This window comes from Leclercia sp. G3L, from assembly GCF_021117075.1.
Lineage (GTDB): Bacteria > Pseudomonadota > Gammaproteobacteria > Enterobacterales > Enterobacteriaceae > Enterobacter > Enterobacter adecarboxylatus_C.
The window spans coordinates 1227495-1250724 of the sequence record NZ_CP088265.1 but is presented as its reverse complement, the minus strand read 5'-3'; the positions used below and the strand labels follow the sequence as shown (position 1 = coordinate 1250724).

Sequence of the window (23230 nt, the reverse complement as noted above, 5' to 3'; positions counted from 1 at the left end):
TGCCGGGTGGCGGCTTCGCCTTACCCGGCCTACCTTCCCCATAATCTCCGGGAATTATCCTCGATCTTGTTGCTAATTCGCCGCTTCTGCATGGTTCTTGTCCAGCTGGTCGATAGCCCCGCCGCCGACAGCAGGCGGCGGTACTGGTCATCGTCAAAGGGCATGTGCCAGGCGATGGCGCAGGCGTCATGCACCGACACATCGCTCAGGCGGGAGACCAACGTCAGCGGCGCATCAGCCGAAACCTGCCCTGCCAGCACCACGCGATAGAGCCAGCCGGTTTTCGCTGCGTTCTGTAACTGCGTGGCCATGTCGTTAATGCCGAAATGGAAGTTGAGTTTGAAGCACGGGGAGCGCGGCTGGGTCACCTGGATCAGGGCGTCGCCCCAGCGAAAGATATCCCCGATAAAGACGTTCTTCTCCGTCAGCCCCTCAGTGGAGAGGTTTTCGCCGAACGCCGGCGCGACAAAAAGCCCGGCCTGGGCAGGATATTCGCTCGCCCAGTGCTGATAATGCTCGCGCGGATAGTGGCACAGCGCCCGATCCGGCCCGCCGTGGATTTTCTTCTCCGCCTGCTCATCTCCCGTCAGACCCAGCTCGGTTAACGTCAGTTCCCCGTCAACCTGCAGTTTGGCAATCGCGCTCGGGCGGCTACCGTCATAGTCCCTTATTTTTCCGGTGAATACATTAACGGGATAGTTCATCGCGGCTCCTTGTGCAGATTGTGGGTATAAAAAAAGCGAGTCATCAGACTCGCTTCTCACAGGCGGCTTTGCAACCTTATTTTTTAGCGGCGAAACGTGCTGCTGCTTCGTCCCAGTTCACCACGTCCCAGAAGGCTTTGATGTAGTCCGGGCGACGGTTCTGGAATTTCAGGTAGTAAGCGTGTTCCCACACGTCCAGGCCCACGATTGGGAAGCCAGACGCGCCAGAAATTGCTTCGCCCATCAGCGGGGAATCCTGGTTCGCGGTAGAAACCACAGCCAGTTTGTCGCCTTTCAGTACCAGCCACGCCCAGCCAGAGCCGAAACGGGTCGCAGCGGCTTTTTCAAACTCAGCTTTGAAGTTATCAACGGAGCCGAAGTCGCGCTCGATAGCGGATTTCAGGTCACCCTGCAGGGTGGTGCCGGTTTTCAGGCCTTTCCAGAAGAAGCTGTGGTTAGCGTGGCCGCCAGCGTTGTTACGCAGTACGGTTTTCTTGTCAGCTGGCAGTTGATCCAGTTTGGTGATCAGCTCTTCAGCAGGCAGGCTGGCGAACTCTGGCAGGCTTTCCAGCGCCGCGTTGGCGTTGTTAACGTAAGTCTGGTGGTGTTTGGTGTGATGGATCTCCATCGTCTGCTTGTCGAAATGCGGCTCAAGGGCGTCGTAAGCGTACGGCAGGGATGGCAGGGTATAGCTCATAATCATCTCCATTATAGTCGGGCGGCAAACGTGTTAATGCCGCGTAAGCAGTTGGTTCATTATAGTTAATTAAATGATATTGAAAATGTTTATCAATGCCGTAGTTTTAATAAGGTTATTCAGTTTTGATAAATAACGAATTTGTGAGTCTGCTCACGCGGTTAACGCGTTGATTGCCATTCAAAACGAAGGTGCGGCAACCTACCGAAGGTACCCAAACCGCCTAATTTTTACACTCATCAAGTCGGCGGGAAGCTACTGACTATAAAAACGATGAGGATGTAAAAATGAATCATGTGATTACGATGGGTATTTTCTGGCATTTGATAGGCGCGGCCAGTGCAGCCTGTTTCTATGCCCCGTTTAAAAAGGTTAAAGGCTGGTCATGGGAAACCATGTGGTCCGTTGGCGGTACCGTGTCATGGCTGATTTTACCCTGGACCATTAGCGCCATGCTGCTCCCGGATTTCTGGGGTTACTTCTCTTCCTTCAGCGCCTCCACCCTGCTGCCGGTGTTTCTGTTTGGCGCCATGTGGGGCATCGGCAACATCAACTACGGCCTGACCATGCGCTACCTTGGCATGTCGATGGGTATCGGCATCGCGATCGGCATTACGCTGATTGTCGGCACCCTGATGACGCCGATCCTCAACGGCAACTTCGACGTGCTGATCAACACCGAAGGCGGCCGTATGACGCTGTTGGGGGTGCTGGTGGCGGTGATCGGCGTGGGTATTGTCACCCGCGCAGGTCAGTTGAAAGAGCGCAAAATGGGCATCAAGGCAGAGGACTTCAACCTGAAGAAAGGCCTGGTGCTGGCGGTCATGTGCGGCATCTTCTCAGCGGGGATGTCGTTTGCGATGAACGCCGCCAAACCGATGCATGAAGCCGCAGCCGCGCTGGGGGTCGATCCGCTGTACGTCGCTCTGCCAAGCTACGTGGTGATCATGGGCGGCGGCGCGCTGGTTAACCTCGGCTTCTGCTTTATTCGTCTGGCCAAAGTGAAAGATCTGTCGGTAAAAGCGGATTTCTCACTGGCAAAATCGCTGATCGTCACCAACGTGCTGCTCTCGGCGCTCGGCGGCCTGATGTGGTATCTGCAGTTCTTCTTCTACGCCTGGGGCCACGCCAGCATTCCGGCGCAGTATGACTACATGAGCTGGATGCTGCACATGAGCTTCTACGTGCTCTACGGCGGGCTGGTGGGCTTGATCCTGAAGGAGTGGAACAACGCCGGGCGTCGTCCGGTGGGCGTGCTGAGCCTGGGCTGCGTGGTGATTATTATCGCGGCCAACATTGTCGGCCTTGGCATGGCAAACTGATTACGCGGCCTTTCGACTGCGATGACGCCATTGTACCGGCGTCATCGCTACCTCCCGGTTAAACACCACCGAAAAATAATTACTGTCCTCAAAGCCACAGCGCATCGCCACTTCGCTGACCATCAGCTCCGTATGCTGCAGCAGATACTGGGCGTGGCAGATGCGCAGCTGGCGCAAAAAGTGGTTTACCGTCATCCCGGTCTGGGAGCGGAACTGCTGGCGCAGGGCGCGCTCGCTGCACTGCTCCTGTTCACAAAACTTCTCCAGCACGAAGCTTTTGTTCAGGCTGCCCGCCAGGGTGGTGATCAGCTTATCGAGCAGGGCTTCCTGGGCAGTGGCTGAGGGGTTATCAGTGGCGTAACGATGGCGATTGAGGGTCATTACCAGTTGGGCGAAGAGCAGCTCCGCCATCTGGTTAGCAGCAGGATCGCTTTTCTGGCTCTCCTGCTCCAGCTGGGAGATCACCTGGCGCACCTGGGTCATGCCGTTGCTGCTTAAGCGCCAGTGCGGCGTACTCTTTGCTTCATTAAAACGGGGGATATTGGCGGCCCAGTCGACGTTGAGTTTCAGCCTTTCCGGGCAGTAAATGACGTTCTGCAACACCAGGTCGTTCACTGAGGCGTAGGAGTGTTTATCTTCGGCGCGGATGTAGAATAGATCCCCGCGGGTAATGCGGTAGGGCCGATCGTTGAGAACGTGCAAACCGTTGCCGCGCCAGACCAGCACCAGTTCACAGAACTCATGGGTGTGCTCAGCAAAGACGTTTTGCGGATAGCGATCCGCCACCGCGACGGCCTGGCCTGCGGAGGTAAAAAAATCATCTTTACGGAGAATTAACTGAGCAACCACACCATCACCTCAACGGCCAATAACCTGACATTATTAGCCTTTTTGCGGTGAAAAACGGTGACTGCCTTCGCGTTACTGAAGTGAAGCGTCCTTGCCGTGGCGAATGTCACGCGGCGACCAGTTAAACTCGCGGCGAAAAAGCGTCGAAAAGTGGTTACTGTCGCCGAAACCGCAGCGATAGGCGATATCCGTCACGCTTTCGTCGGTATGGCGCAGCAGGTGACGGGCTTTGATTAAACGCAGCCGGTTGAGATAGCGCTGGGGCGTCAGGCCGGTGTGCTGCTTAAGCTGGCGATGCAGGGTGCGCAGCGACAGGGAAAAATCATCCGCCAGCGTTTCCCAGCAGACATCCTCAGCAAAGTGATCTTCCAGCCAGGCCATCAGCTGGTTTAACCGCGCGTCGTTATTGTCCAGCCCTTCCACCAGGCTACTGCGGCGCAGCAGCACCAGTAGCTGCATAAACAACAGCTCCCGGGTGGCAATAGCGTGCGTTTCCTGACCGTCTTCGCTCTTCTCCATCTGGCTTACCAGATGACGCACCTGCTGGAGCGTGGATTGATTCACCCGCCAGTGTGACGGATAGTGCCCGTCCTTTTCCTGCGGCAGCAGCTGGTTCAGCCCGGAGAGAAACTGGAACGCGTCCGGGGAGCGGTAGAGCACATTGGTCAGGCACAGGTTGTCGGTATGTTCATACAGGTGCCTGTCATGGTCGCGCACAAAGCACACCGTGCCGCCGCTGATGGTGTACGGCTGGCCGTTAAATACGTGAATGCCCGTCCCGTGCTCAACGATAACAATCTCATGAAAATCATGATGATGCTCTGGAAACGCTGCCTGAGGGAGCCGTGGCTCAATCGCGACAGGCGAACCTCCCGCAGGAAAAAAATCCACGCTGTGTAGTACGGTCATAACGGCCCCCACCAATGAGAAATGTTCTCAAAATAGTAATTAAGGCTCTCCGGACTCACCTTAAATTTTCGGCAGCAAACCTCGCAAAAGCTGTCTGTTTTTCAAGAAACAGGCGGAAAGATCAGGAAATGCGGTAACCATCACATTGCCCACAAACCCCGCCATTACTGGAAACTGTGAACTTCCTCACGTTCATCTTTGCTTTCTTGCCAGCCGCAGATTTCGTCTGTCAGTGGCGAGAAGGTGGCTTTTTCTTCCCTTTCTTACACTCATCGCCAATGACTTAAAGAAGGACCCGACCATGACTTTTCGCCATTGTGTGGCAGTCGATTTAGGCGCATCCAGCGGCCGCGTCATGCTGGCCACCTGGGACTGTAACCAGCGCACGCTTTCGCTTCGTGAAATGCACCGTTTTGCTAACTGCCTGCAAAAGCAGGATGGCTTCGATACCTGGGATATTGACGCTCTGGAGACGGAGATCCGTACCGGCCTGGCCAACGTCTGCAATGAAGGCATTCTCATTGACAGCATTGGCATTGATACCTGGGGCGTTGACTACGTGCTGCTTAACAGCCACGGCGAGCGCGTCGGCCTGCCAGTCTCCTATCGTGATAACCGTACCGATGGCGTGATGGCGCATGCTATTGCCCAGCTTGGCAAAGAGAGCATTTACGGGCGCAGCGGCATCCAGTTCCTGCCCTTTAACACGCTGTACCAGCTGCGCGCGCTGGTTGAGCAACAGCCGGACCTGGCCGCCAGCGTGGCGCACGCGCTGCTGATCCCGGACTATTTCAGCTATCGCCTGACCGGCAATATGAATTGGGAATACACCAACGCGACCACCACCCAACTGGTTAATATCAACTCGGATAACTGGGATGAAAAGCTGCTGAACTGGACCGGCGCCTCGCCCGCCTGGTTTGGCACACCAACCCACCCGGGTAATGTGATCGGTCAGTGGCTTTGCCCGCAGGGCAATCACATTCCGGTGGTCGCGGTGGCAAGCCACGATACTGCCAGCGCGGTCATCGCCTCTCCGCTTGCCAGTAAAGACGCCGCCTATCTCTCCTCCGGTACCTGGTCGCTGATGGGCTTTGAGAGCAAGACTCCGTACACCAGCGATGCGGCAATGGCGGCGAACATCACCAATGAAGGCGGCGCCGAAGGCCGCTACCGGGTGCTGAAAAACATCATGGGCCTGTGGCTGCTGCAGCGGGTGCTGAAAGAGCAAAACATTACCGACCTGCCTGCGCTGATCGCCGAGACCGAAAAGCTGACGGCCTGCACGTTCCTGATCAACCCAAACGACGACCGCTTTATCAATCCGGCGCACATGAGCGTCGAGATCCAGGCCGCCTGCTTCGAGGCCGGACACCCGGTTCCTTCCCGCCCGGCCGAACTGGCGCGCTGCATTTTCGACAGCCTTGCCCTGCTGTATGCCGACATTCTGCACGAACTGGCTGACCTGCGCGGTAAGCCGTTCAGCCAGCTGCATATCGTGGGCGGCGGCTGCCAGAACCAGCTGCTCAACCAGCTTTGTGCCGATGCCTGCGGTATTACCGTAGTGGCGGGCCCGGTTGAGGCCTCTACCCTCGGCAATATCGGCATTCAGCTGATGACCCTGGACGAGCTGACCAGCGTGGACGATTTCCGTTCGGTGGTATCCGCGAATTACGGCCTGACCACCTTCACACCCAATCCCTGCCATGAAATTGCCCGCTACCGGGCGCAGTTTCAGCAAAAACGACTGACTAAGGAGCTTTGCGCATGACCACTCAAATTGAACAAGCCTGGGAACTGGCTAAACAGCGTTTCGCCGCCGTGGGCGTGGATGTCGAGGAGGCTCTGCGTCAGCTCGACCGTCTGCCCGTCTCTATGCACTGCTGGCAGGGCGATGACGTCGCCGGTTTTGAGAATCCGGGCGGCGCGCTGACCGGCGGTATTCAGGCCACCGGTAACTATCCGGGCAAGGCGCGTAACGCCGCCGAACTGCGGGCCGATCTGGAGCTGGCCCTGAGCCTGATCCCGGGGCCAAAACGCCTGAACCTGCACGCCATCTATCTGGAGTCCGACACGCCGGTCGATCGCAATGCCATCAAGCCGGAACATTTTAAGAACTGGGTCGAGTGGGCCAAAGCCAACAAGCTGGGGCTCGATTTTAACCCCTCCTGCTTCTCGCATCCCCTGAGCGCCGACGGCTTTACCCTCGCCCATGCCGATGACGAGATCCGTCAGTTCTGGATCGACCACGTGAAGGCCAGCCGTCGCGTGTCGGCGTACTTTGGCGAGCAGCTGGGCACCCCGTCGGTGATGAACATCTGGATCCCGGACGGGATGAAAGACATTACCGTTGACCGCCTCGCCCCGCGTCAGCGCCTGCTGGCCGCGCTGGATGAAGCGATCAGCGAAAAGCTGGACCCGGCGCACCACATCGACGCCGTGGAGAGCAAGCTGTTCGGCATTGGCGCCGAGAGCTACACCGTGGGTTCCAACGAGTTCTACATGGGCTACGCCACCAGCCGTCAGACCGCGCTGTGCCTGGATGCGGGACACTTCCATCCCACCGAAGTGATCTCCGACAAAATATCCGCCGCGATGCTGTATGTGCCGCACCTGCTGCTGCACGTCAGCCGTCCGGTGCGCTGGGACAGCGACCACGTGGTGCTGCTGGATGACGAAACCCAGGCCATCGCCAGCGAGATCGTCCGCCATGACCTGTTTGACCGGGTGCATATCGGCCTCGACTTCTTCGACGCCTCCATCAACCGCATCGCGGCCTGGGTTATCGGCACCCGCAACATGAAGAAAGCCCTGCTGCGCGCCCTGCTGGAGCCGACCTCCGAGCTGCGCGCGCTGGAAGCCGCAGGGGATTACACCGCGCGTCTGGCACTGCTGGAGGAGCAAAAATCACTGCCGTGGCAGGCGGTATGGGAAATGTACTGCCAGCGCAACGACGCCCCGGCGGGCAGCCAGTGGCTGGATACCGTGCGGGCGTATGAGCAGGACGTATTAGCCAATCGTAAGTAAAGACATTGCCCGGCGGCGCTTCGCTTGCCGGGCCTACGGGTAAAAGTAGGCCGGGTCAGCGCAGCGCCACCCGGCATTTTCAAAGGAAACACAGAATGCAGACCATCACCCAATCCTGGTTCGTTCAGGGCATGATCAAAGCCACCTCCGACGCCTGGCTGAAAGGCTGGGACGAGCGCAACGGCGGCAACCTGACGCTGCGCCTGGATGACGCGGATATTGAACCCTTTGCCGCCGACTTCCATCAGAAGCCGCGCTATATCGCCCTGAGCCAGCCGATGCCGCTGCTCGCCAACACGCCGTTTATCGTCACCGGTTCCGGCAAATTCTTCCGCAACGTGCAGCTCGATCCCACCGCGAATTTAGGGGTGGTAAAAGTGGACAGCGACGGCGCGGGCTACCACATTCTTTGGGGACTGACGGACGAAGCGGTGCCAACCTCTGAGCTGCCGGCCCACTTCCTCTCCCACTGCGAACGTATCAAGGCCACCAGTGGGAAAGATCGCGTGATCATGCACTGCCACGCCACCAACCTGATCGCCCTGACCTTCGTCCTGGAGAACAACACTGACGTTATTACCCGTCAGCTGTGGGAAGGCAGCACCGAGTGCCTGGTGGTATTCCCGGATGGCGTGGGCATTCTGCCGTGGATGGTGCCGGGTACCGACGAGATCGGCGCAGCCACGGCGATTGAGATGCAAAAACACTCTCTGGTGCTGTGGCCGTTCCACGGCGTGTTCGGCAGCGGCCCGACGCTCGATGAAACCTTTGGTCTGATCGACACCGCCGAGAAGTCTGCCGAAGTGTTGGTAAAAGTGTATTCGATGGGTGGCATGAAGCAGACCATCACCCGGGAAGAACTGATTGCGCTGGGCAAACGCTTTGGCGTTAACCCTGTGCAGTCGGCGTTAGATCTGTACAAATAAGAACATCGCGCCCCGCTCACTGAGACGGGGCGAAGCTACACCTGCAATCCCTACACAAATCACCTCATTAAGTGGAGTAAAAGCAATGAAAATAAAGACAAGCTTGATCCTCACCGTTGCCGCCCTGGCGTTGTCCGGTTCTGCTTTAGCTGAAGTGAAAATCGCCCTGGTGGCGAAATCCTTAGGTAACGGCTTCTTTGAAGCGGCAAACGTGGGTGCCCAGGAGGCAGCCAAAGAGTTAGGTGATGTCAAAGTGATCTATACCGGGCCGACCACCACCACCGCCGAAGCGCAGATCGAAGTGCTGAACGGGTTGATCGCCCAGGGTGTGGATGCGATCGCTATCTCCGCTAACGATCCTGATGCCGTGGTGCCGGTGCTGAAAAAAGCGATGCAGCGCGGGATCAAAGTGGTGTCATGGGACTCCGGCGTGGCGAAAGCCGGGCGCCAGATCCACCTCAACCCTTCCAATAACGCGCTGATTGGCGAGACGAACGTTAAGCTGGCGGCCGAAGCGCTGAAAGCGCTGAACGTGGAGAAAGGCGACGTGGCGGTGCTGAGCGCCACCCCAACCTCCACCAACCAGAACACCTGGATTGCCGAGATGAAAAAGGTGCTGCCGCAGTACCCGTCCGTCAATCTGGTGACCGTGGCCTATGGCGACGATCTGTCGGATAAGAGCTACCGCGAAGCGGTCGGCCTGCTGAAAACCTACCCGGATCTGAAAGTGATCGTCTCTCCGTCGTCGGTCGGCATCGTGGCGGCGGCGCAGGCGGTGAAAGATCAGGGCAAGATCGGCAAAGTGTACGTCACCGGTCTGGGCCTGCCGTCTGAGATGGCGGGCGCGGTGAAATCCGGCGCCAGCAAGAGCTTCGCCATCTGGAACCCGATCGACCTCGGGTATGCTGCCACTTACTTAGCGGATGACCTGGTGAAAGGCACGGCGACCAAAGAAGAAGCCAGCATGGGCAAATTGGGCAAAGTGAAGCTGGATGCCGACGGCAGCGGCGCGATGGCTGAGCCGTTTGTTTACGATGCCAGCAACATTGATAAGTTCTCGAAAATCTTCTGATTCCTTCTCCTCTCCCCTCTCCCGAGGGGAGAGGAGATCAAATGGAGAACTATCATGACCCCATTGCTTCAACTTAAAGGCATCACCAAGGTTTTCCCCGGTGTGCGCGCCCTTGAGAACGTGCAGCTTGAACTCTGGCCCGGCAAAGTCACCGCCCTGATCGGTGAAAACGGCGCGGGTAAATCGACGCTGGTCAAAGTGATGACCGGCATCTACCAGCCCGACGAGGGCGAGATCCTCTACAAAACCATTCCTATCCACCTGCCGACGCCCGATTCGGCGCACAAGGTGGGCATTACCGCAATTCACCAGGAGACCGTGCTGTTCGATGAGCTGTCGGTCACCGAAAATATTTTTGTCGGTCAGTACCTCTATAAAGGCATTTTCAAAAAACTCGACTGGCCGGAGATGCACCGCCGGGCGCAGGCGATCCTCACCCGTCTGGAGGTGCAGATCGACCCGCGCGCGACGCTGAAAACCCTGAGCATCGCCCAGCGGCATATGGTGGCGATTGCCCGGGCGCTGTCGTTTGACGCCCAGGTGGTGATCCTCGATGAACCCACCGCCGCCCTGTCGCAGCATGAAATTCTTGAGTTCTATCAGATCGTCGAACGCCTGAAACAGGAGGGGAAAGCGATCCTGTTTATCTCGCACAAGTTCGACGAAATTTTTGAGCTGGCGGATCACTACACCATCCTGCGCGACGGCGTGTTTGTTGGTGCTGGAGCCATCAACGACATCACCGAAGAGCGAATGGTGGCGATGATGGTCGGCCGCGCCATTACCCAGACCTTCCCGAAAGTGGCGTGCGAAAAAGGCGACACCGTGCTGGAGGTGAAAAATTTCTGCCATCCCACCGAGTTCGCGAATATCTCCTTTAGCCTGCGCAAAGGCGAGATCCTCGGCTTCTATGGGCTGGTGGGGGCCGGGCGTACCGAGCTGATGCAGGCGCTCTCCGGCGTCTCGCGTCCCTCCTCCGGCAGCATCGTGCTGAACGGTAAAGAGCAGCATTTCCGCCAGCCGGCGGACGCCATCCGGGCCGGGATTGTCTGCGTGCCTGAAGAACGCCAGAAGCAGGGGGCGATTATCGAGCTGTCGATTGCGCAGAACATCAGCCTGCCGCAGCTCAGCAAGCTCAACGCCAGCGGGGTGCTGAATGACGATCGCGAGTGGCAGCTGGCGGATGAATATGCCAAACGCCTGCAGGTGAAAGCCTTTAGCTGGAAACAGGCGGTGGAAACGCTCTCCGGCGGCAACCAGCAAAAAGTGGTGATCGGCAAATGGCTGGCGACCCACCCGGACGTCATTATCCTCGATGAGCCGACCAAAGGGATCGACATCGGCTCCAAAGCGGCAGTGCATCAGTTTATGTCAGAGCTGGTCGGTCAGGGGCTGGCGGTGATCATGGTCTCCTCCGAACTGCCGGAAGTGATGGGCATGGCCGACCGCATTATCGTCATGCATGAAGGATTAATGGTGGCGGAATATCAGGCGGGAGGCGCGACGGCCGAAACCATCGTCAGCGCCGCCAGCGGTGCCAGACAGGAGGCCGCATAATGGTGCAACAGCTGCTTAAACACCGCGAGGCGCTGCTGGCGGCGGTGATCGTGCTGATGGCGATCGCCATCGGTACCCGCGTCCCGTCGTTTATCGCCCCGGGCAACCTGGTGGAGATGTTTAACGACACCTCCATTCTGATCATTCTCGCTCTCGGGCAGATGATGGTGCTGCTCACCAGAGGCATCGACCTGTCGATGGCGGCCAACCTGGCGCTGACCGGGATGATTGTCGCCCTGATTAACTTTAACTATCCCGGGGTACCGGTCTGGGCGCTGCTGATCCTGGCCACCGCGCTGGGCCTGGTGATGGGGCTCATCAACGGCCTGCTGGTATGGAAGATGGGCATTCCGGCGATTGTGGTGACGCTGGGCACCATGAGCATCTATCGCGGGATTATCTTTCTGCTCTCCGGCGGCGGCTGGGTTAACTCCAACCAGATGGGTGCCGACTTCCTCGGCCTGCCGCGGGCGTCGGTGCTGGGCTTGCCGGTGCTGAGCTGGTGCGCCATTGCCGCCCTGCTGCTGGTGGGCTACTTCCTGCGCTACAGCCGCACCGGGCGGTCGCTCTACACCGCAGGCGGTAACGCGACGGCGGCGTACTACACCGGGATCAACGCGGGCAAAATGCAGTTCGTCAGCTTCTGCCTCTCCGGGGCGCTGGCCGGGTTCTGCGGCTATCTGTGGATCTCCCGCTTTGCGGTGGCCTATGTCGATGTGGCGAACGGCTTTGAGCTTCAGGTGGTGGCGGCCTGCGTGATCGGCGGCATCAGCACCATGGGCGGCACCGGCCGGGTGCTGGGTTGCCTGTGCGGAGCGCTGTTCCTCGGAGTGATCAACAATGCCCTGCCGGTGATCGGCGTGTCGCCGTTCTGGCAGATGGCGATCTCCGGGACGGTGATCGTGATTGCGGTGCTGCTCAATGAGCGCGGCAACAAACGCAAAGGACGGCTGATCCTGCGTGATGCGGCGCTGGCACGTCAGAAACAGGCGGTAAGATCATGAGTAAAGTAATGACGTCTGAAGAGATTAAAAATACCCCCGCCCCGGCAGGCATTTTCCAGCGCCTGCTGTGCTGGGAAGGCTTTCTGCTGGCGGTCACCCTGGCGGTGTTCGTGGTTAACGCCCTGGCCTCCCCCTATTTCCTCGATATCTGGAACCTGTCCGACGCCACGTTCAACTTCACCGAAAAAGCGATCATCGTGCTGCCGATGGCGATGCTGATTATTGCCCGTGAAATTGACCTGTCGGTGGCCTCCACCATCGCCCTGAGTTCCACGGTGATGGGCTTTTGCGCGGCGGCCGGGCTGGATACCCCGTGGCTGGTCTGCGTCGGCCTGGGGGTTGGCCTGCTGTGCGGGCTGTTCAACGGCCTGCTGGTGACCCGCTTTAACCTGTCGTCGATTGTGATCACCATCGGCACCATGAGCCTCTATCGCGGCATCACCTACATTCTGCTGGGCGACCAGGCCCTGAACGCGTACCCGGAGAGCTTCGCCTGGTTTGGTCAGGGGTATGTCTGGGGGGCGCTGTCGTTTGAGTTTACGCTGTTCATCGTGCTGGCGGCCGTGTTTGCCTTCGTGCTGCACAAGACCAACTTCGGGCGCCGCACCTATGCCATCGGCAATAACCCGACCGGGGCCTGGTATTCCGGCATCAACGTCAAGCGTCACAACCTGATTCTATTTGCCCTGGTGGGGCTGATGGCCGGGCTGGCCTCGGTGCTGCTCACCTCGCGTCTGGGCAGTACCCGCCCGACCATTGCGATGGGCTGGGAGCTGGCGGTGGTGACCATGGCAGTGCTCGGCGGGGTCAATATTCTCGGCGGTTCCGGCAGCATGGTGGGCGTGATTATCGCCGCCTTCCTGATGGGGTTGGTCACCTTCGGCCTGAGCCTGCTCAACGTGCCGGGCATCGTAATGTCGGTGATCATCGGCGCGATGCTGATTGTGGTGATCTCCCTGCCGATCATCACCCGCCGGATTATGCAGCGAAGACGGATCTAAATGCCGGGAGGCGCTGCGTGCAAGCGCAGCGCCGCCGGGCATAAAAATCACCGTAATTAAGGAGAATTATCATGAGCTTTATGTTGGCGCTGCCGAAAATCAGCCTGCACGGCGCAGGCGCAATCGGCGATATGGTTAAGCTGGTGGCAAACAAACAGTGGGGCACCGCGTTGATCGTCACTGACGGTCAGCTGGTGAAAATGGGCCTGCTCGACAGCCTGTTTACCGCCCTCGACGCGCAGCAGATGTCTTATCACCTGTTCGACGCGGTCTTCCCGAACCCGACCGAAGAACTGGTGCAGCAGGGCTATGCCGCGTATCAGGACGCGCACTGTGATTACATCATTGCCTTCGGCGGCGGCAGCCCGATCGATACCGCGAAAGCGATTAAGATTCTCACCGCTAACCCGGGTCCGTCTACCGCCTATTCCGGCGTCGGCAAGGTGATCAACGCTGGCGTGCCGCTGGTGGCCATCAATACCACCGCCGGTACGGCGGCAGAGATGACCAGCAATGCGGTGATCATCGACTCCACGCGTCAGGTGAAAGAGGTGATTATCGACCCGAACATCATTCCGGATATCGCCGTGGATGACGCCAGCGTGATGCTCGACATTCCGGCTTCCGTCACCGCCGCCACCGGAATGGATGCCCTGACCCACGCCATCGAAGCCTATGTCTCCGTCGGCGCCCATCCGCTGACCGACGCCAATGCGCTGGAGGCCATTCGCCTGATCGCCCACTGGCTGCCGGAGGCGGTGGACAACGGCCACAATATTGTCGCGCGCGAGCAGATGGCCTTCGGCCAGTATCTGGCCGGCATGGCCTTTAACAGCGCCGGGCTCGGGCTGGTGCACGCCCTGGCCCACCAGCCGGGGGCCACGCACAACCTGCCGCACGGTGTATGCAACGCCATCCTGCTGCCGATCATCGAGAACTTTAACCGCCCGAACGCTGTGGAACGCTTTGCCCGCGTGGCGCAGGCGATGGGCGTCGATACCCGTGACATGAGCGACGAAGCGGCCAGCATGGCGGCCATCAACGCTATCCGTGCCCTGAGCACCCGCGTCGGGATCCCGTCCGGCTTCAGCAAGCTCGGCGTCACCAAAGCCGATATCGAAGGCTGGCTCGACAAAGCCCTCGCCGACCCGTGCGCCCCCTGCAACCCGCGCAGCGCCAGCCGCGACGAGGTGCGCGAACTCTATCTGGAGGCATTATGATCCGCAAAGCCTTTGTGATGCAGGTGAACCCTGATGCACACGAGGAGTATGAGCGTCGCCACAACCCGATCTGGCCCGAGCTGGAAGCGGTGCTGAAAGACCACGGCGCGCACCACTACGCCATTTATCTGGATAAGACCCGCAACCTGCTGTTTGCCACGGTGGAGATTGAATCGGAAGAGCGCTGGAACGCGGTGGCGAACACCGATGTCTGCCAGCGCTGGTGGAAATATATGGGGGAAGTGATGCCGTCTAACCCGGATAACAGCCCGGTGAGTACCGGGCTGAAAGAGGTGTTTTATTTAGCATAATCATAAGGCAGGTGATGCAAGTAAGTGTCACCTGCTTTTAGCGCACCGTTCTTAGGCCATACACCGTCGCATCATGCTCCCATATAATGGTTTCATTTCTCTCTTTCGCATCGCGGCAGGGTTGTTCAATGACTGAAATCTGCTCGGGTGATAACGCACAATAGGGTTTGGTATAGCGAAAAATATCCAGCTCCTCTACTGAACAAACCCGTCTGGCATTTTCAAACAGTCCCACCTTTTTCATCACATTAAGTAAATTGATATCAAGGGCTTCGATGACAAGTTCGATCTTATTTATCTTGACCCTAATCGTATCGATAGCTGTTCTTGCATCGTTAACATTAGGCGCTTTAACCCAGATAGGTTCATGATGGGAGATACGGTTTCTGTACTCTCTCAGTTCAAAGATGATATCAATCAGCTCTTTTCTGACCCTTTGCGGATTCGCGTTGATTTTTGCGTAATTCTTAAAGACCTTACTTAAGGATTTAGGCCACAAGTACAGCGGGTTGTCTCGCGGCGCGGGGGCACTGTACTCATTATTTAATACATAATGCCAGGTACTAAAATCCGTTGCGGCAATAATCTGATCGTGAGTCCAGTCCGGCACAGAGCGGGCCTGTGCATGTACGCCCCGCCTGCGTCTCATCTCTTTTTTACGCCATTCACGAACGAGGCAATCTTTAGCCTTTTCAAGATTTTTATGGAAATGACATTGTTCTCTGCCTTTTGTGCTGTGAATGCTTTCCCACCACCTTTTGCCAAATCTTGCCCTTGCTTCTCTGTCAACGGCGTTCCTTAACGAAATCTCAAGGTTTTGGAGTAACGGATAAATAGACGCTGCTGCATGCTGGGACCAGATGTATATTCCATACAGCTCACACTCATCAGCGGGACGAAAAGTCGTGCGATAACTATCAAGGCGTATTGACGAGATCAATGAAATAATCGGTTTATAATGAGTAGCTTGCGGCATTTCTTCTTGCTCCCATAACAATGGGTCGAAGCATACCATATACTCGTAGAAGGGTTGACGAAGAAACCATCAATCTATAGTATCTGCTCCCAGCAGCCTGTACTGTCTACTTCCCCTTTTATAGGTTCTAGTTGCGTACATCATAGGCAAAGCGATTTATGAAACCCACCTCTGGTGGGTTTCGTCGTTTTCGCGGGCCTCAACCTGGTTCAGCGTCTTTTTAGTTCACCTCCGCCGTATTACCGCGCGCCGCGATCTCCTGCCTGCTGCTCAGCGTAAAGGCTGACAACACCGTTACCGCCAGCACAAAACAGCCCAACATCAGGTAGGTATCCTGGAAGCCGATCCGGTCATACATATTCCCGGCAAAGGCGGAGAGGAAAATCGCCGCCAGCTGTTTGGCAAAGTTGAAACCAATCAGATAGATGGTGGCGGACAGTCGGGTATCGAACACGCCGGTGATGTACTTGAACGCGCCCACCAGCAGGAACGGCACCTCCAGCGCGTGCAGCATCTTCAGGGCCACCACTTCCACGGCGGTGGTCGCAAATGACGAACCAATAATGCGCGTCGCCATAATCACCCCGGCGATCAGCAGCGTATTTTTCGCGCCAATGCGATTAATGATCCACGGCGAGCAGAACATGATGATGGCGTTGCAGATCTCCCCGGCGGTGGTGGCAAAACCAAACGCCCGCGTCCCCTCCTCCGGCGTGGCGAAAAAGGTTTTAAAGAAGGTGGCGAACTGCTGATCGAAGACGTCATACACGCAGGCCACGCCAATCACGTACAAAATGAACATCCACATTTTGCGCTGGCGGAACAGGTTAATCACGGTTCTGGCGGTGATCTGCGGCTGGTTAGCACCGAGGGCGTTCATCACCTGCGCGGTCTGGTTAGGCTTCGGTTTTGCCACCACCAACAGCACCATCAGCACCAGTGCCGCCGCAGAACCCATCCAGAACACATACGAGGGGTCAATCCCGAACAGGATCCCGCCCGTCGAGGCGCACAGCCCCCACCCGAGACAGCCAAACATCCGCGCCTTGCCGTATTCAAAGAAGCTGTTGCGACTCACGCGCTCAATGTAGGCCTCAATCGCGCCCGCTCCCGCCGAGAAGACGAAGCCGATATAGACCCCTCCGCTCAGGGCCCCGAGCCAGATGTTGGTCTTCAGCAGCGGAGCGAAGACGTAGAGGAAAAAGGGTGCGAAGAGAAACAGCAGGACCGCGATGATCCACAGCAGGTGTTTTTTCAGCCCCAGCTTATCCGACACGACTCCCAGCACCGGCTGGAACGAGATGGCAAACAGCGAGATGCAGGAGAAGACGATCCCGGTATCGGTTTTATTCAGGCCGATGATATCCGACAGCCAGATCGGCAGGAACGGAAAGCAGGTGGCCATGATGAAGAAGTAGAGAAAGAAGAACGACCCGAAGATCCAGAAGTTCGGGTTGTCTTTGTGGGTACAGGCAGTCGTGTTCATTATTTTTATCCTCAACTCAGGGCCGGTTGCCCGGCCCATTGCCCTTATACGCGTTCAACGCCAATCAGGATGGCGGTTTCCGGATCCAGAACCGGCAGGGCAAGCCCCGCCTGCATCAACCATTCACCGCTCACCGTTTGCGGAGATTTCATCCACGCCGGCAGCTTGCGCATGGTGTGCCCCCCTTCGCCGGTCAGGCGGATGTTGGGGTGGTCGAGCAGCGTGATACGGTACTGGGCGTTAGCCGCCAGCCCCGGCATGCGCAGCGGCATCATCAGGGTGTAATCCGGCATCGCCAACTGGCTGACAATAAACAGCCCCTGGCCCTGATCCTGACTCACTATCCCCTGCGCCAGCGTGGTGCTGTCGGGCATATCCACCCGCCACTGGGTGCCGCGGTGGATCACCTCCCGCCACTGCTTATGCAGGGCCGCATAGTGCCGATAGCCTTCGCGCTCCTGCTCATCCACGGCGAGCGGATCCAGCTCCAGCCCCATATGGCCGAACAGCGCCGTCAGGCCCCGGAAAGCGATGCTGTGCTGGCGGAAAGTGGCATGGCATTTATGATGACCGATATGCGCCCCCATCACCTCCGGCGGGAAGAAGTAGCTCATGCCACGCTGGATAGTATTACGTTCCAGCGCGTCGTTGTTATCCGAAGCCCAGAAACGATGGCAGCGGGTCAGGACCTCATAGTCGATACGCCCGCCGCCGGAGGAGCAGGATTCAAACTCCACGTGCGGGAAGCGCTCGCCCAGGGTGTCCAGCAGACGGTAGAACTGGCGGGTCTGGGCGTCGGCAGCGGCCCTGCCGTTATGGCCCGGCTGCACCAGCTCGCGGTTCATGTCCCACTTCACATAGTCCACTTGGTGCTCACCCAGCAGCCAGCTCATGCGCTCCAGCAGGTAGTTGAACGCGGCAGGAATGTTGAGGTTCAGCACCCACTGGTGGCGACCGGTGGCCTGTGCATAGCCTGGCAGAGCCAGCACCCAGTCCGGGTGAGCGCGATACAGATCGGAGTCCGGGTTGATCATCTCTGGCTCGACCCAGATACCAAACTCCATCCCGAGGCTTTTGACGTGGTCGATCACCGGCGTTAAGCCATTGGGGTATTTCTGCTCGTCGAGATACCAGTCTCCCAGCGCAGCATGGTCGTCGTTGCGTCCTTTAAACCAGCCATCGTCAATGATAAAGCGCTCCACCCCCAGCGAGGCCGCTTCGTCCGCCATCCGCATGATGTACTCAGGATCGTGGTTAAAGTAGATCCCCTCCCAGGTGTTGAGATGCACCGGACGCGGTTTGTTCTCCGGGAAACGAATAATGTTGTCGCGCAGATAGCGGTGGAACTGCTGGCTCATGCCGTTCAGCCCCTGAGCGGAGTAGCTGGCGTAGAGCCGCGGCGTCCACAGGGTTTCACCCTCCTCAATCGCCTTTTCACCCGGCAGGTACAGCGCTTCAGCCTGCAGATAACGACGGCCATCGGTTTTGGCCTCCGCGCGCAGACGATGGTTGCCGCTCCAGCCCAGATGCACGCCCCAGACGTCGCCGTGCATTTCGCTGAAGCCCGGCGTGCCGCTAATCAGGGCCGGGAAATGCTCGTGGGAGCTGCGCCCGCGGCGATTTTCAATCACGAAGCTGTCATGCTCCAGCAGCAGACGATGCGGCTGGAATTCGCGGATCCAGCGGCCATGAAACGCCATCAACTCGCGGGCACGTTCCGCCAGCGGCAGGGTGACGGCCAGGCGCTCAACCTGCCACGGCTGGCTTTTGAGATTGGTCAGGCCATGACGAACCGCCAGCACGCCGCTGTCATCGAGGGCGATCTCGCTGGTCAGACGCAGGCCGGCGGTGTCATCTTCGGCGGTAAGAGTCAGGGTTTGTCCCTGCTGCGCGACCGCAACGGTACGGAACAGCGGCGAACCATCCAGCCCCTGGCGGTGGCCCTCAATGCCCGGCGCGCCGAACAGGCCGTGGGCAAGTTCCGCCATCAGCGTCACCGGCGAGTCAACGTCCAGTCTGCCGTTGGCGATCGGGCGGGAAAGCGTGGCCGCATCCTGCGGCGAAAAGTGGCGAAGGTGCGGCCCCCAGTAAAGAATTTCGGCGAACGGATGGGTTTTGATCACCACATCGACCGTTTCGCTCGCGAGTCGTAAAACTGCCTCTTGCATCGGACATCTCCTGTCATCGGGATATCCTGAGTGTTGATCCGAAACGTTTCGGATACAAACCAAAACGTTTCGGATTTGTGATCGGGTTTAGAATTTGGGGAAATTTATGCCGTCTGGCCCGGAGAGAATTCCGGTTGCCACAGCACCTGCAACTGGCTGATGTCATCGCCGTTAATCAGCTGTAGCACCATGTCGGCAATCTGCTTGCCCACCCCCTGACGGGTGGACTGGATCACCGCCGCCACGTCGATATCGACAATGCTGTCCTGCGGCAGACCATCGTAGACCACCAGCGCAACGGCGTTCTCGCCCGTTAAGCGCCCCATCTGCGCCAGCGCCATCGCGGCCCCGTCGCCATGGGTGTTGCAGTCGGTGACGATCGCCGTGGGAGCGACATCCAGCGCCAACAGCGCCTGGGTGGTGGTGTAGCCCGCGCGGCGGGAAGGCGGCATGGTGCGCAGCCATTCGCTGGAAAGCCCTGCCTCGTTCAGAGCATCAAGGTAGCCCTGACGGCGCTGGGTAATAAACGCCTGATTGTTGCTCTCACCCAACAGCGCGATGCGCTGATGCCCCTGCTCAATTAACCGCCGGGTCGCGGTGTACGTGCCCGCATAATTATCGAAATCGAACCAGGCATAGGGTTCAGGCAGATGGCTGCGGCCGAGTGCCAGGAAGGGGAACCCGGCGGCCTGAAGTTGCTCAAGTCGCGGATCGTTGTCCAGAGTATGGGCCACGATCAGCGCATCCACGCGACGGCTCTGCACCATGCGCATGTAACTGTGTTTGTCGGCCAGATCGTCATCGGCAATCAATAATAAATCGATCTCATGTTGCGCCAGTTCGTGGCTAATTTCGCCGACCATGTCCATAAAGACGCTGTTATTGAGCGGCACGGGATGCACCGGAAAGACCAGCCCCACGGCGTCGATCTTGCCCATCTTCAGACGACGGGCGAAGGTGTTCGGGCGATAGCCGCGACGCTGCGCTTCGGCTTCCACGCGGGCGCGCGTCTCGCTGGAAACGTCAAAATAGCCGTTGAGGGCGCGGCTCACCGTCGTTACCGACAGTCCCAGTTCTTTAGCAATGGCTTTAAGCGACATGATTATCCGTGTCTTAGTGTGTCAGTTTTGTTCCGCCACCATGAGCGCGTAAGTGTCTGGCTCAAGGGCTTTGAAGATGTGCGGCTGGTCGGCAGGATAGCAAATATAGTCCCCAATCCCGAGCTCTTCCGGTGCCCCGGTGAGGCCAACCAGCGCCCGGCCCTTCATGACAATAATATGCTCAACCGACCCCGGCGGGTGCGGATGGGAGATACGGTCGGCTCCGGGCTGCGCCGTCAGGATATAGATATCGCGTCGCGCGCCCGGCGGACAGGTCGCCAGCAAAATGGCCTCAAAGTTAGCCTGTTCAGCAATGACTTTTGTTCCTTCCCCGAGGCGGATCACCTGGGTGGTGGGCTGCTGCGGTTCGAGCAAACGGGCAAAGGGAATATCCAGCGCCACGCAGAGCGACCACAGGGTTTCGAGGCTGGGGTTGCCGTTCCCGGACTCCAGCTGAGAGAGTGTTGATTTGGCGATCCCGGCCCGGCGAGCGATTTCCGCCAGTGAAAGTCCGGTCCGCATGCGCTCCCGCACCAGACTTTTGGCGATTACGCTGATTGGCTGCGTCATAAAACGGTCTCTTGTTCTATAAATCGAACGAATCGTTCATCTTGATAAACGAATGTGATGCGTTCATTATAATGGATACTCGTTCGTTATGGCTAAAACTGTATGAAACACGCGTTCTCTTGTCTCAAAGGCGACACCATCAAGGCGATTATTCTCGTGTGTTTGGCGGTGGGTGTTGTGGGGATGTCCTACGGCTCGCTGGCGATGGCGTATGGCTTCCCGCTGTGGGTGCCCTTTGTGCTCTCCCTTTCAGTGCTGGCGGGCGCTTCGGAATTTATGTTTATCGGCATCGTCGCCAGCGGGGGCAATCCCCTTGCCGCCGCGGCGGCCGGACTGCTGGTCAATGCCCGCCATGTCCCTTTTGGCGTAACGGTGCGTGAGCTGGTGGGCAAACGCGGCGCCAGCTTCCTGGGCTGCCACATTATGAATGACGAAAGCGTGGTGTTTGGCCTGTCGCAAAAAACGCCGGAGCAGCGCAAAGCTGCCTACTGGCTCTGCGGCCTTGGGGTGGCCATTATCTGGCCGCTGGGCACCCTGCTGGGGGCGATGGTCGGCAAACTGCTGCCCGACCCGGAAACCATCGGGCTGGATGCGGTATTCCCGGCCATTTTACTGGCGTTAGTCGTGCCCGCCTTTAAGAACCGCACCACGCTTATCCGCGCCTGTAGCGGTGCCGCCCTGTCGCTGGCCGCGGTGCCCTTTGCGCCGGTGGGGCTGCCGGTATTGCTCTCTCTGCTGGGCCTCGCGGCGAGGAAGAAATAATGGAAAACATGACCGTCTTTATTCTCGGCATCGCCCTGCTGTCGGCGGGCACCTACCTGATGCGTCTCGGCGGGGCGAAGCTGGGCAGCCGGTTAGCGCTGTCTGAACGCTCCCAGGCGCTGCTGTCGGATGCGGCAACGGTGCTGCTGTTTTCAGTGGCGCTGGCGACCACCTTCTATGAAGGGGAGCATTTTGCCGGGATGGCGCGGGTGTTGGGCGTGGCCTTTGCGGTATTCCTTGCCTGGCGCAAGGTGCCGTTGATTTTCGTGATTGTCGCGGCGGCAGTGGTGACGGCGTTATTACGCCTGGCGGGCATAAACTAAAAAAGCGCCCCGGGGGCGCTCTTTCGACAGATACTTCGCTTTTATTTGTTCAGCTCAGCGGTCATGTGCACACGGTTACCGGAGAACGCCTGAGTAATGGTGTAAGAGGACGCGCCAGCCTGCTCGGCCTGAGCCGCGATTTTAGCTTCAGTGCCATCGATGGTTGAACCGGTTGCAGTCACGGTCTGCGCAGCGAAAGAACCGAAAGAAGTAGTCAGAGCGATTACTGCGACAAAAGTTTTGATGCTTTTCATGATAGTGAACCTTGCGATAAGTTGTTGGTGTAAGGCGTTGTGCCTTGATGTGATAAATAATAAGCCTCATCACCGACAACTGATAGCGGAAGGATTTGCTATAACCATTCAAATTTATTGAACAATATTCAAACGCTGCGGATGAGTATAAACCGTGGCCCTTCCCGGCTTGCAGAACCCCACCAGCGTCAGGTTGCAGCGCTCGGCCACCTCAACCGCCAGCGTGGTGGCCGCGGAGACCGCAAACAGGATCTCAACCCCGCACATCGCCGCCTTTTGCACCATCTCGTAGCTGGCCCGGCTGGAGACCAGCGCGGCACCCTGCTGCCAGGCAGCACTCTCTCCCGCCCGTCGGCCCAGCAGTTTATCCAGCGCCACATGGCGTCCGACATCCTCATGCCCACCGGCAATTTCGCCCGACGGCAGTACCCAGGCGGCGGCGTGCGTGCAGCCGCTCAGATTACCTACCGGCTGTACCGAATGAAGGTTGTTCAAGGCGATATCGAGGTTCGCCAGCGTAAAGGTCTGGCTAAAGGGCAGCGGGGCGATAGGTTTGCCGATGTCGTTCAGCTGCTCCACGCCACAGACGCCGCAGCCGGTACGCCCGGCCAGGGCGCGACGGCGCTCCTTCAGGGCCATAAAACGCCGGCTGGAGAGTTCAATCTGCACCTCCATTCCGTTGCAGGCCTGAACCACATCCATCCCGTAGATCTCCTGCGGGTGGTCAATTATCCCCTCAGAGAGCGAAAAGCCGATGGCAAAGAGCGTCAGATCTTTTGGCGAAGCCATCATCACCACGTGCGAGATACCGTTGTAGACCAGCGCCACGGGCACCTCTTGCGCAATCCAGTCCGGGATGGGGTGGTTGAGCTGAGGGGGTCTGCGCACCTCGCACGCCACTACGCCGACGGGCTGGGAGGAGGTATCTCGGTTTTGTTTTGACACGACATCGTTCCTGGCAACTTCGAAAATAAGTGTGCTATTGCAGCATA

At 58.3% G+C, this 23230-nt stretch carries 23 protein-coding genes; 12 read left to right on the top strand and 11 right to left on the bottom strand.

Annotated elements, in window-relative coordinates:
• Window positions 1–29: 29 nt before the first annotated feature.
• Window positions 30–704, bottom strand: coding sequence for a 6-hydroxyaminopurine reductase (yiiM, locus tag LRS40_RS07310; protein WP_142487581.1), 675 nt, complete (start codon window positions 702–704; stop codon window positions 30–32).
• A gap of 76 nt (window positions 705–780) precedes the next feature.
• Window positions 781–1401 (bottom strand): superoxide dismutase [Mn], encoded by a 621-nt coding sequence (sodA, locus tag LRS40_RS07305; RefSeq protein WP_106995768.1) that lies wholly within the window; start codon window positions 1399–1401, stop codon window positions 781–783.
• A gap of 287 nt (window positions 1402–1688) precedes the next feature.
• Here sodA and rhaT point away from each other — a divergent pair, with 287 nt between their 5' ends.
• Window positions 1689–2723, top strand: coding sequence for an L-rhamnose/proton symporter RhaT (gene rhaT, locus LRS40_RS07300; RefSeq protein WP_231313418.1), 1035 nt, complete (start codon window positions 1689–1691; stop codon window positions 2721–2723).
• Here the strand turns inward: rhaT and rhaR are convergent, their stop codons facing one another.
• Window positions 2724–3572 carry an HTH-type transcriptional activator RhaR gene (gene rhaR / locus LRS40_RS07295; RefSeq protein WP_231313417.1) on the bottom strand — a complete coding sequence of 283 codons (849 nt, stop codon included), beginning with the start codon at window positions 3570–3572 and terminating at the stop codon, window positions 2724–2726.
• A gap of 72 nt (window positions 3573–3644) precedes the next feature.
• Window positions 3645–4481: an HTH-type transcriptional activator RhaS gene (gene rhaS, locus LRS40_RS07290; protein ID WP_231313416.1), complete on the bottom strand. Its 837-nt coding sequence runs from the start codon at window positions 4479–4481 to the stop codon at window positions 3645–3647.
• Between the two features lie 301 nt (window positions 4482–4782).
• Here rhaS (LRS40_RS07290) and rhaB point away from each other — a divergent pair, with 301 nt between their 5' ends.
• The 9 genes from rhaB (at window position 4783) to rhaM (ending at window position 14599) form a co-directional block, all read left to right on the top strand.
• A complete protein-coding gene (gene rhaB / locus LRS40_RS07285) occupies window positions 4783–6252 on the top strand; it encodes a rhamnulokinase (RefSeq protein ID WP_231313415.1) in 1470 nt (489 codons plus the stop codon).
• On the top strand, window positions 6249–7508 hold the full coding sequence (gene rhaA / locus LRS40_RS07280; RefSeq protein WP_231313414.1) for an L-rhamnose isomerase: 1260 nt from the start codon (window positions 6249–6251) through the stop codon (window positions 7506–7508). Before rhaB ends, rhaA begins: the two co-directional genes overlap by 4 nt.
• 95 nt (window positions 7509–7603) lie before the next feature.
• On the top strand, window positions 7604–8434 hold the full coding sequence (gene rhaD, locus LRS40_RS07275) for a rhamnulose-1-phosphate aldolase (protein WP_142487587.1): 831 nt from the start codon (window positions 7604–7606) through the stop codon (window positions 8432–8434).
• Window positions 8435–8519: 85 nt separating this feature from the next.
• Window positions 8520–9506 carry a rhamnose ABC transporter substrate-binding protein gene (rhaS, locus tag LRS40_RS07270; protein ID WP_032615332.1) on the top strand — a complete coding sequence of 329 codons (987 nt, stop codon included), beginning with the start codon at window positions 8520–8522 and terminating at the stop codon, window positions 9504–9506.
• 54 nt (window positions 9507–9560) lie between these two features.
• Entirely contained in the window at window positions 9561–11063 is a 1503-nt protein-coding gene (locus LRS40_RS07265; protein ID WP_231313413.1) for a sugar ABC transporter ATP-binding protein, read from the top strand.
• On the top strand, window positions 11063–12067 hold the full coding sequence (locus LRS40_RS07260) for an ABC transporter permease (protein WP_231313412.1): 1005 nt from the start codon (window positions 11063–11065) through the stop codon (window positions 12065–12067). The genes LRS40_RS07265 and LRS40_RS07260 overlap by 1 nt, the downstream gene beginning before the upstream one ends.
• Entirely contained in the window at window positions 12064–13068 is a 1005-nt protein-coding gene (locus LRS40_RS07255) for an ABC transporter permease (RefSeq protein ID WP_142487590.1), read from the top strand. Before LRS40_RS07260 ends, LRS40_RS07255 begins: the two co-directional genes overlap by 4 nt.
• A gap of 71 nt (window positions 13069–13139) precedes the next feature.
• Window positions 13140–14288 (top strand): lactaldehyde reductase, encoded by a 1149-nt coding sequence (fucO, locus tag LRS40_RS07250; RefSeq protein ID WP_142487591.1) that lies wholly within the window; start codon window positions 13140–13142, stop codon window positions 14286–14288.
• Window positions 14285–14599: an L-rhamnose mutarotase gene (rhaM, locus tag LRS40_RS07245; protein ID WP_142487592.1), complete on the top strand. Its 315-nt coding sequence runs from the start codon at window positions 14285–14287 to the stop codon at window positions 14597–14599. Before fucO ends, rhaM begins: the two co-directional genes overlap by 4 nt.
• Window positions 14600–14636: 37 nt before the next feature.
• Here rhaM and LRS40_RS07240 read toward each other — a convergent pair whose 3' ends face one another.
• The 5 genes from LRS40_RS07240 to LRS40_RS07220 all read right to left on the bottom strand — a co-directional run bounded on the left by LRS40_RS07240 (window position 14637) and on the right by LRS40_RS07220 (window position 20899).
• The gene (locus LRS40_RS07240; protein ID WP_231313411.1) at window positions 14637–15575 is read right to left on the bottom strand and encodes an Abi family protein; all 939 of its coding nucleotides are present in this window, start codon (window positions 15573–15575) and stop codon (window positions 14637–14639) included.
• Window positions 15576–15795: 220 nt separating this feature from the next.
• Window positions 15796–17061, bottom strand: a complete 1266-nt coding sequence (locus LRS40_RS07235) for an MFS transporter (RefSeq protein WP_142487594.1) — start codon at window positions 17059–17061, stop codon at window positions 15796–15798.
• A 44-nt stretch (window positions 17062–17105) separates the two neighbouring features.
• Window positions 17106–19229: an alpha-galactosidase gene (locus LRS40_RS07230; protein ID WP_231313410.1), complete on the bottom strand. Its 2124-nt coding sequence runs from the start codon at window positions 19227–19229 to the stop codon at window positions 17106–17108.
• 104 nt (window positions 19230–19333) lie between these two features.
• Window positions 19334–20329, bottom strand: a complete 996-nt coding sequence (locus LRS40_RS07225) for a LacI family DNA-binding transcriptional regulator (protein ID WP_231313408.1) — start codon at window positions 20327–20329, stop codon at window positions 19334–19336.
• A 21-nt stretch (window positions 20330–20350) separates the two neighbouring features.
• Window positions 20351–20899, bottom strand: a complete 549-nt coding sequence (locus LRS40_RS07220; RefSeq protein ID WP_142487597.1) for a helix-turn-helix domain-containing protein — start codon at window positions 20897–20899, stop codon at window positions 20351–20353.
• 102 nt (window positions 20900–21001) lie between these two features.
• On the opposite strand from LRS40_RS07220, the gene LRS40_RS07215 reads away from it, so the two are divergent.
• Complete coding sequence (locus tag LRS40_RS07215) at window positions 21002–21661, top strand: AzlC family ABC transporter permease (RefSeq protein ID WP_142487598.1); 660 nt, start codon at window positions 21002–21004, stop codon at window positions 21659–21661.
• Window positions 21661–21984 carry an AzlD domain-containing protein gene (locus LRS40_RS07210; RefSeq protein WP_103825275.1) on the top strand — a complete coding sequence of 108 codons (324 nt, stop codon included), beginning with the start codon at window positions 21661–21663 and terminating at the stop codon, window positions 21982–21984. Before LRS40_RS07215 ends, LRS40_RS07210 begins: the two co-directional genes overlap by 1 nt.
• Before the next feature lie 41 nt (window positions 21985–22025).
• On the opposite strand, the gene LRS40_RS07205 is transcribed toward LRS40_RS07210, so the two are convergent.
• Window positions 22026–22238, bottom strand: coding sequence for a YdgH/BhsA/McbA-like domain containing protein (locus LRS40_RS07205; protein WP_231313407.1), 213 nt, complete (start codon window positions 22236–22238; stop codon window positions 22026–22028).
• Between the two features lie 114 nt (window positions 22239–22352).
• Window positions 22353–23183: a formate dehydrogenase accessory sulfurtransferase FdhD gene (gene fdhD / locus LRS40_RS07200; protein ID WP_231313406.1), complete on the bottom strand. Its 831-nt coding sequence runs from the start codon at window positions 23181–23183 to the stop codon at window positions 22353–22355.
• Between the last annotated feature and the right edge of the window lie 47 nt (window positions 23184–23230).

Bases quoted from the DNA above. Each gene is read 5' to 3' on its own strand.
- rhaD (WP_142487587.1), top strand. From the start codon at position 7,604: ATGCAGACCATCACCCAATCCTGGTTCGTTCAGGGCATGATCAAAGCC.
- rhaS (WP_231313416.1), bottom strand. From the start codon at position 4,481: ATGACCGTACTACACAGCGTGGATTTTTTTCCTGCGGGAGGTTCGCCT.
- yiiM (WP_142487581.1), bottom strand. From the start codon at position 704: ATGAACTATCCCGTTAATGTATTCACCGGAAAAATAAGGGACTATGAC.
- LRS40_RS07230 (WP_231313410.1), bottom strand. From the start codon at position 19,229: ATGCAAGAGGCAGTTTTACGACTCGCGAGCGAAACGGTCGATGTGGTG.
- rhaT (WP_231313418.1), top strand. From the start codon at position 1,689: ATGAATCATGTGATTACGATGGGTATTTTCTGGCATTTGATAGGCGCG.
- LRS40_RS07215 (WP_142487598.1), top strand. From the start codon at position 21,002: ATGAAACACGCGTTCTCTTGTCTCAAAGGCGACACCATCAAGGCGATT.
- rhaS (WP_032615332.1), top strand. From the start codon at position 8,520: ATGAAAATAAAGACAAGCTTGATCCTCACCGTTGCCGCCCTGGCGTTG.
- sodA (WP_106995768.1), bottom strand. From the start codon at position 1,401: ATGAGCTATACCCTGCCATCCCTGCCGTACGCTTACGACGCCCTTGAG.
- LRS40_RS07225 (WP_231313408.1), bottom strand. From the start codon at position 20,329: ATGTCGCTTAAAGCCATTGCTAAAGAACTGGGACTGTCGGTAACGACG.
- LRS40_RS07240 (WP_231313411.1), bottom strand. From the start codon at position 15,575: ATGCCGCAAGCTACTCATTATAAACCGATTATTTCATTGATCTCGTCA.
- LRS40_RS07235 (WP_142487594.1), bottom strand. From the start codon at position 17,061: ATGAACACGACTGCCTGTACCCACAAAGACAACCCGAACTTCTGGATC.
- LRS40_RS07220 (WP_142487597.1), bottom strand. From the start codon at position 20,899: ATGACGCAGCCAATCAGCGTAATCGCCAAAAGTCTGGTGCGGGAGCGC.
- rhaA (WP_231313414.1), top strand. From the start codon at position 6,249: ATGACCACTCAAATTGAACAAGCCTGGGAACTGGCTAAACAGCGTTTC.
- LRS40_RS07210 (WP_103825275.1), top strand. From the start codon at position 21,661: ATGGAAAACATGACCGTCTTTATTCTCGGCATCGCCCTGCTGTCGGCG.
- fucO (WP_142487591.1), top strand. From the start codon at position 13,140: ATGAGCTTTATGTTGGCGCTGCCGAAAATCAGCCTGCACGGCGCAGGC.
- LRS40_RS07205 (WP_231313407.1), bottom strand. From the start codon at position 22,238: ATGAAAAGCATCAAAACTTTTGTCGCAGTAATCGCTCTGACTACTTCT.
- LRS40_RS07260 (WP_231313412.1), top strand. From the start codon at position 11,063: ATGGTGCAACAGCTGCTTAAACACCGCGAGGCGCTGCTGGCGGCGGTG.
- rhaM (WP_142487592.1), top strand. From the start codon at position 14,285: ATGATCCGCAAAGCCTTTGTGATGCAGGTGAACCCTGATGCACACGAG.
- rhaB (WP_231313415.1), top strand. From the start codon at position 4,783: ATGACTTTTCGCCATTGTGTGGCAGTCGATTTAGGCGCATCCAGCGGC.
- LRS40_RS07265 (WP_231313413.1), top strand. From the start codon at position 9,561: ATGACCCCATTGCTTCAACTTAAAGGCATCACCAAGGTTTTCCCCGGT.
- LRS40_RS07255 (WP_142487590.1), top strand. From the start codon at position 12,064: ATGAGTAAAGTAATGACGTCTGAAGAGATTAAAAATACCCCCGCCCCG.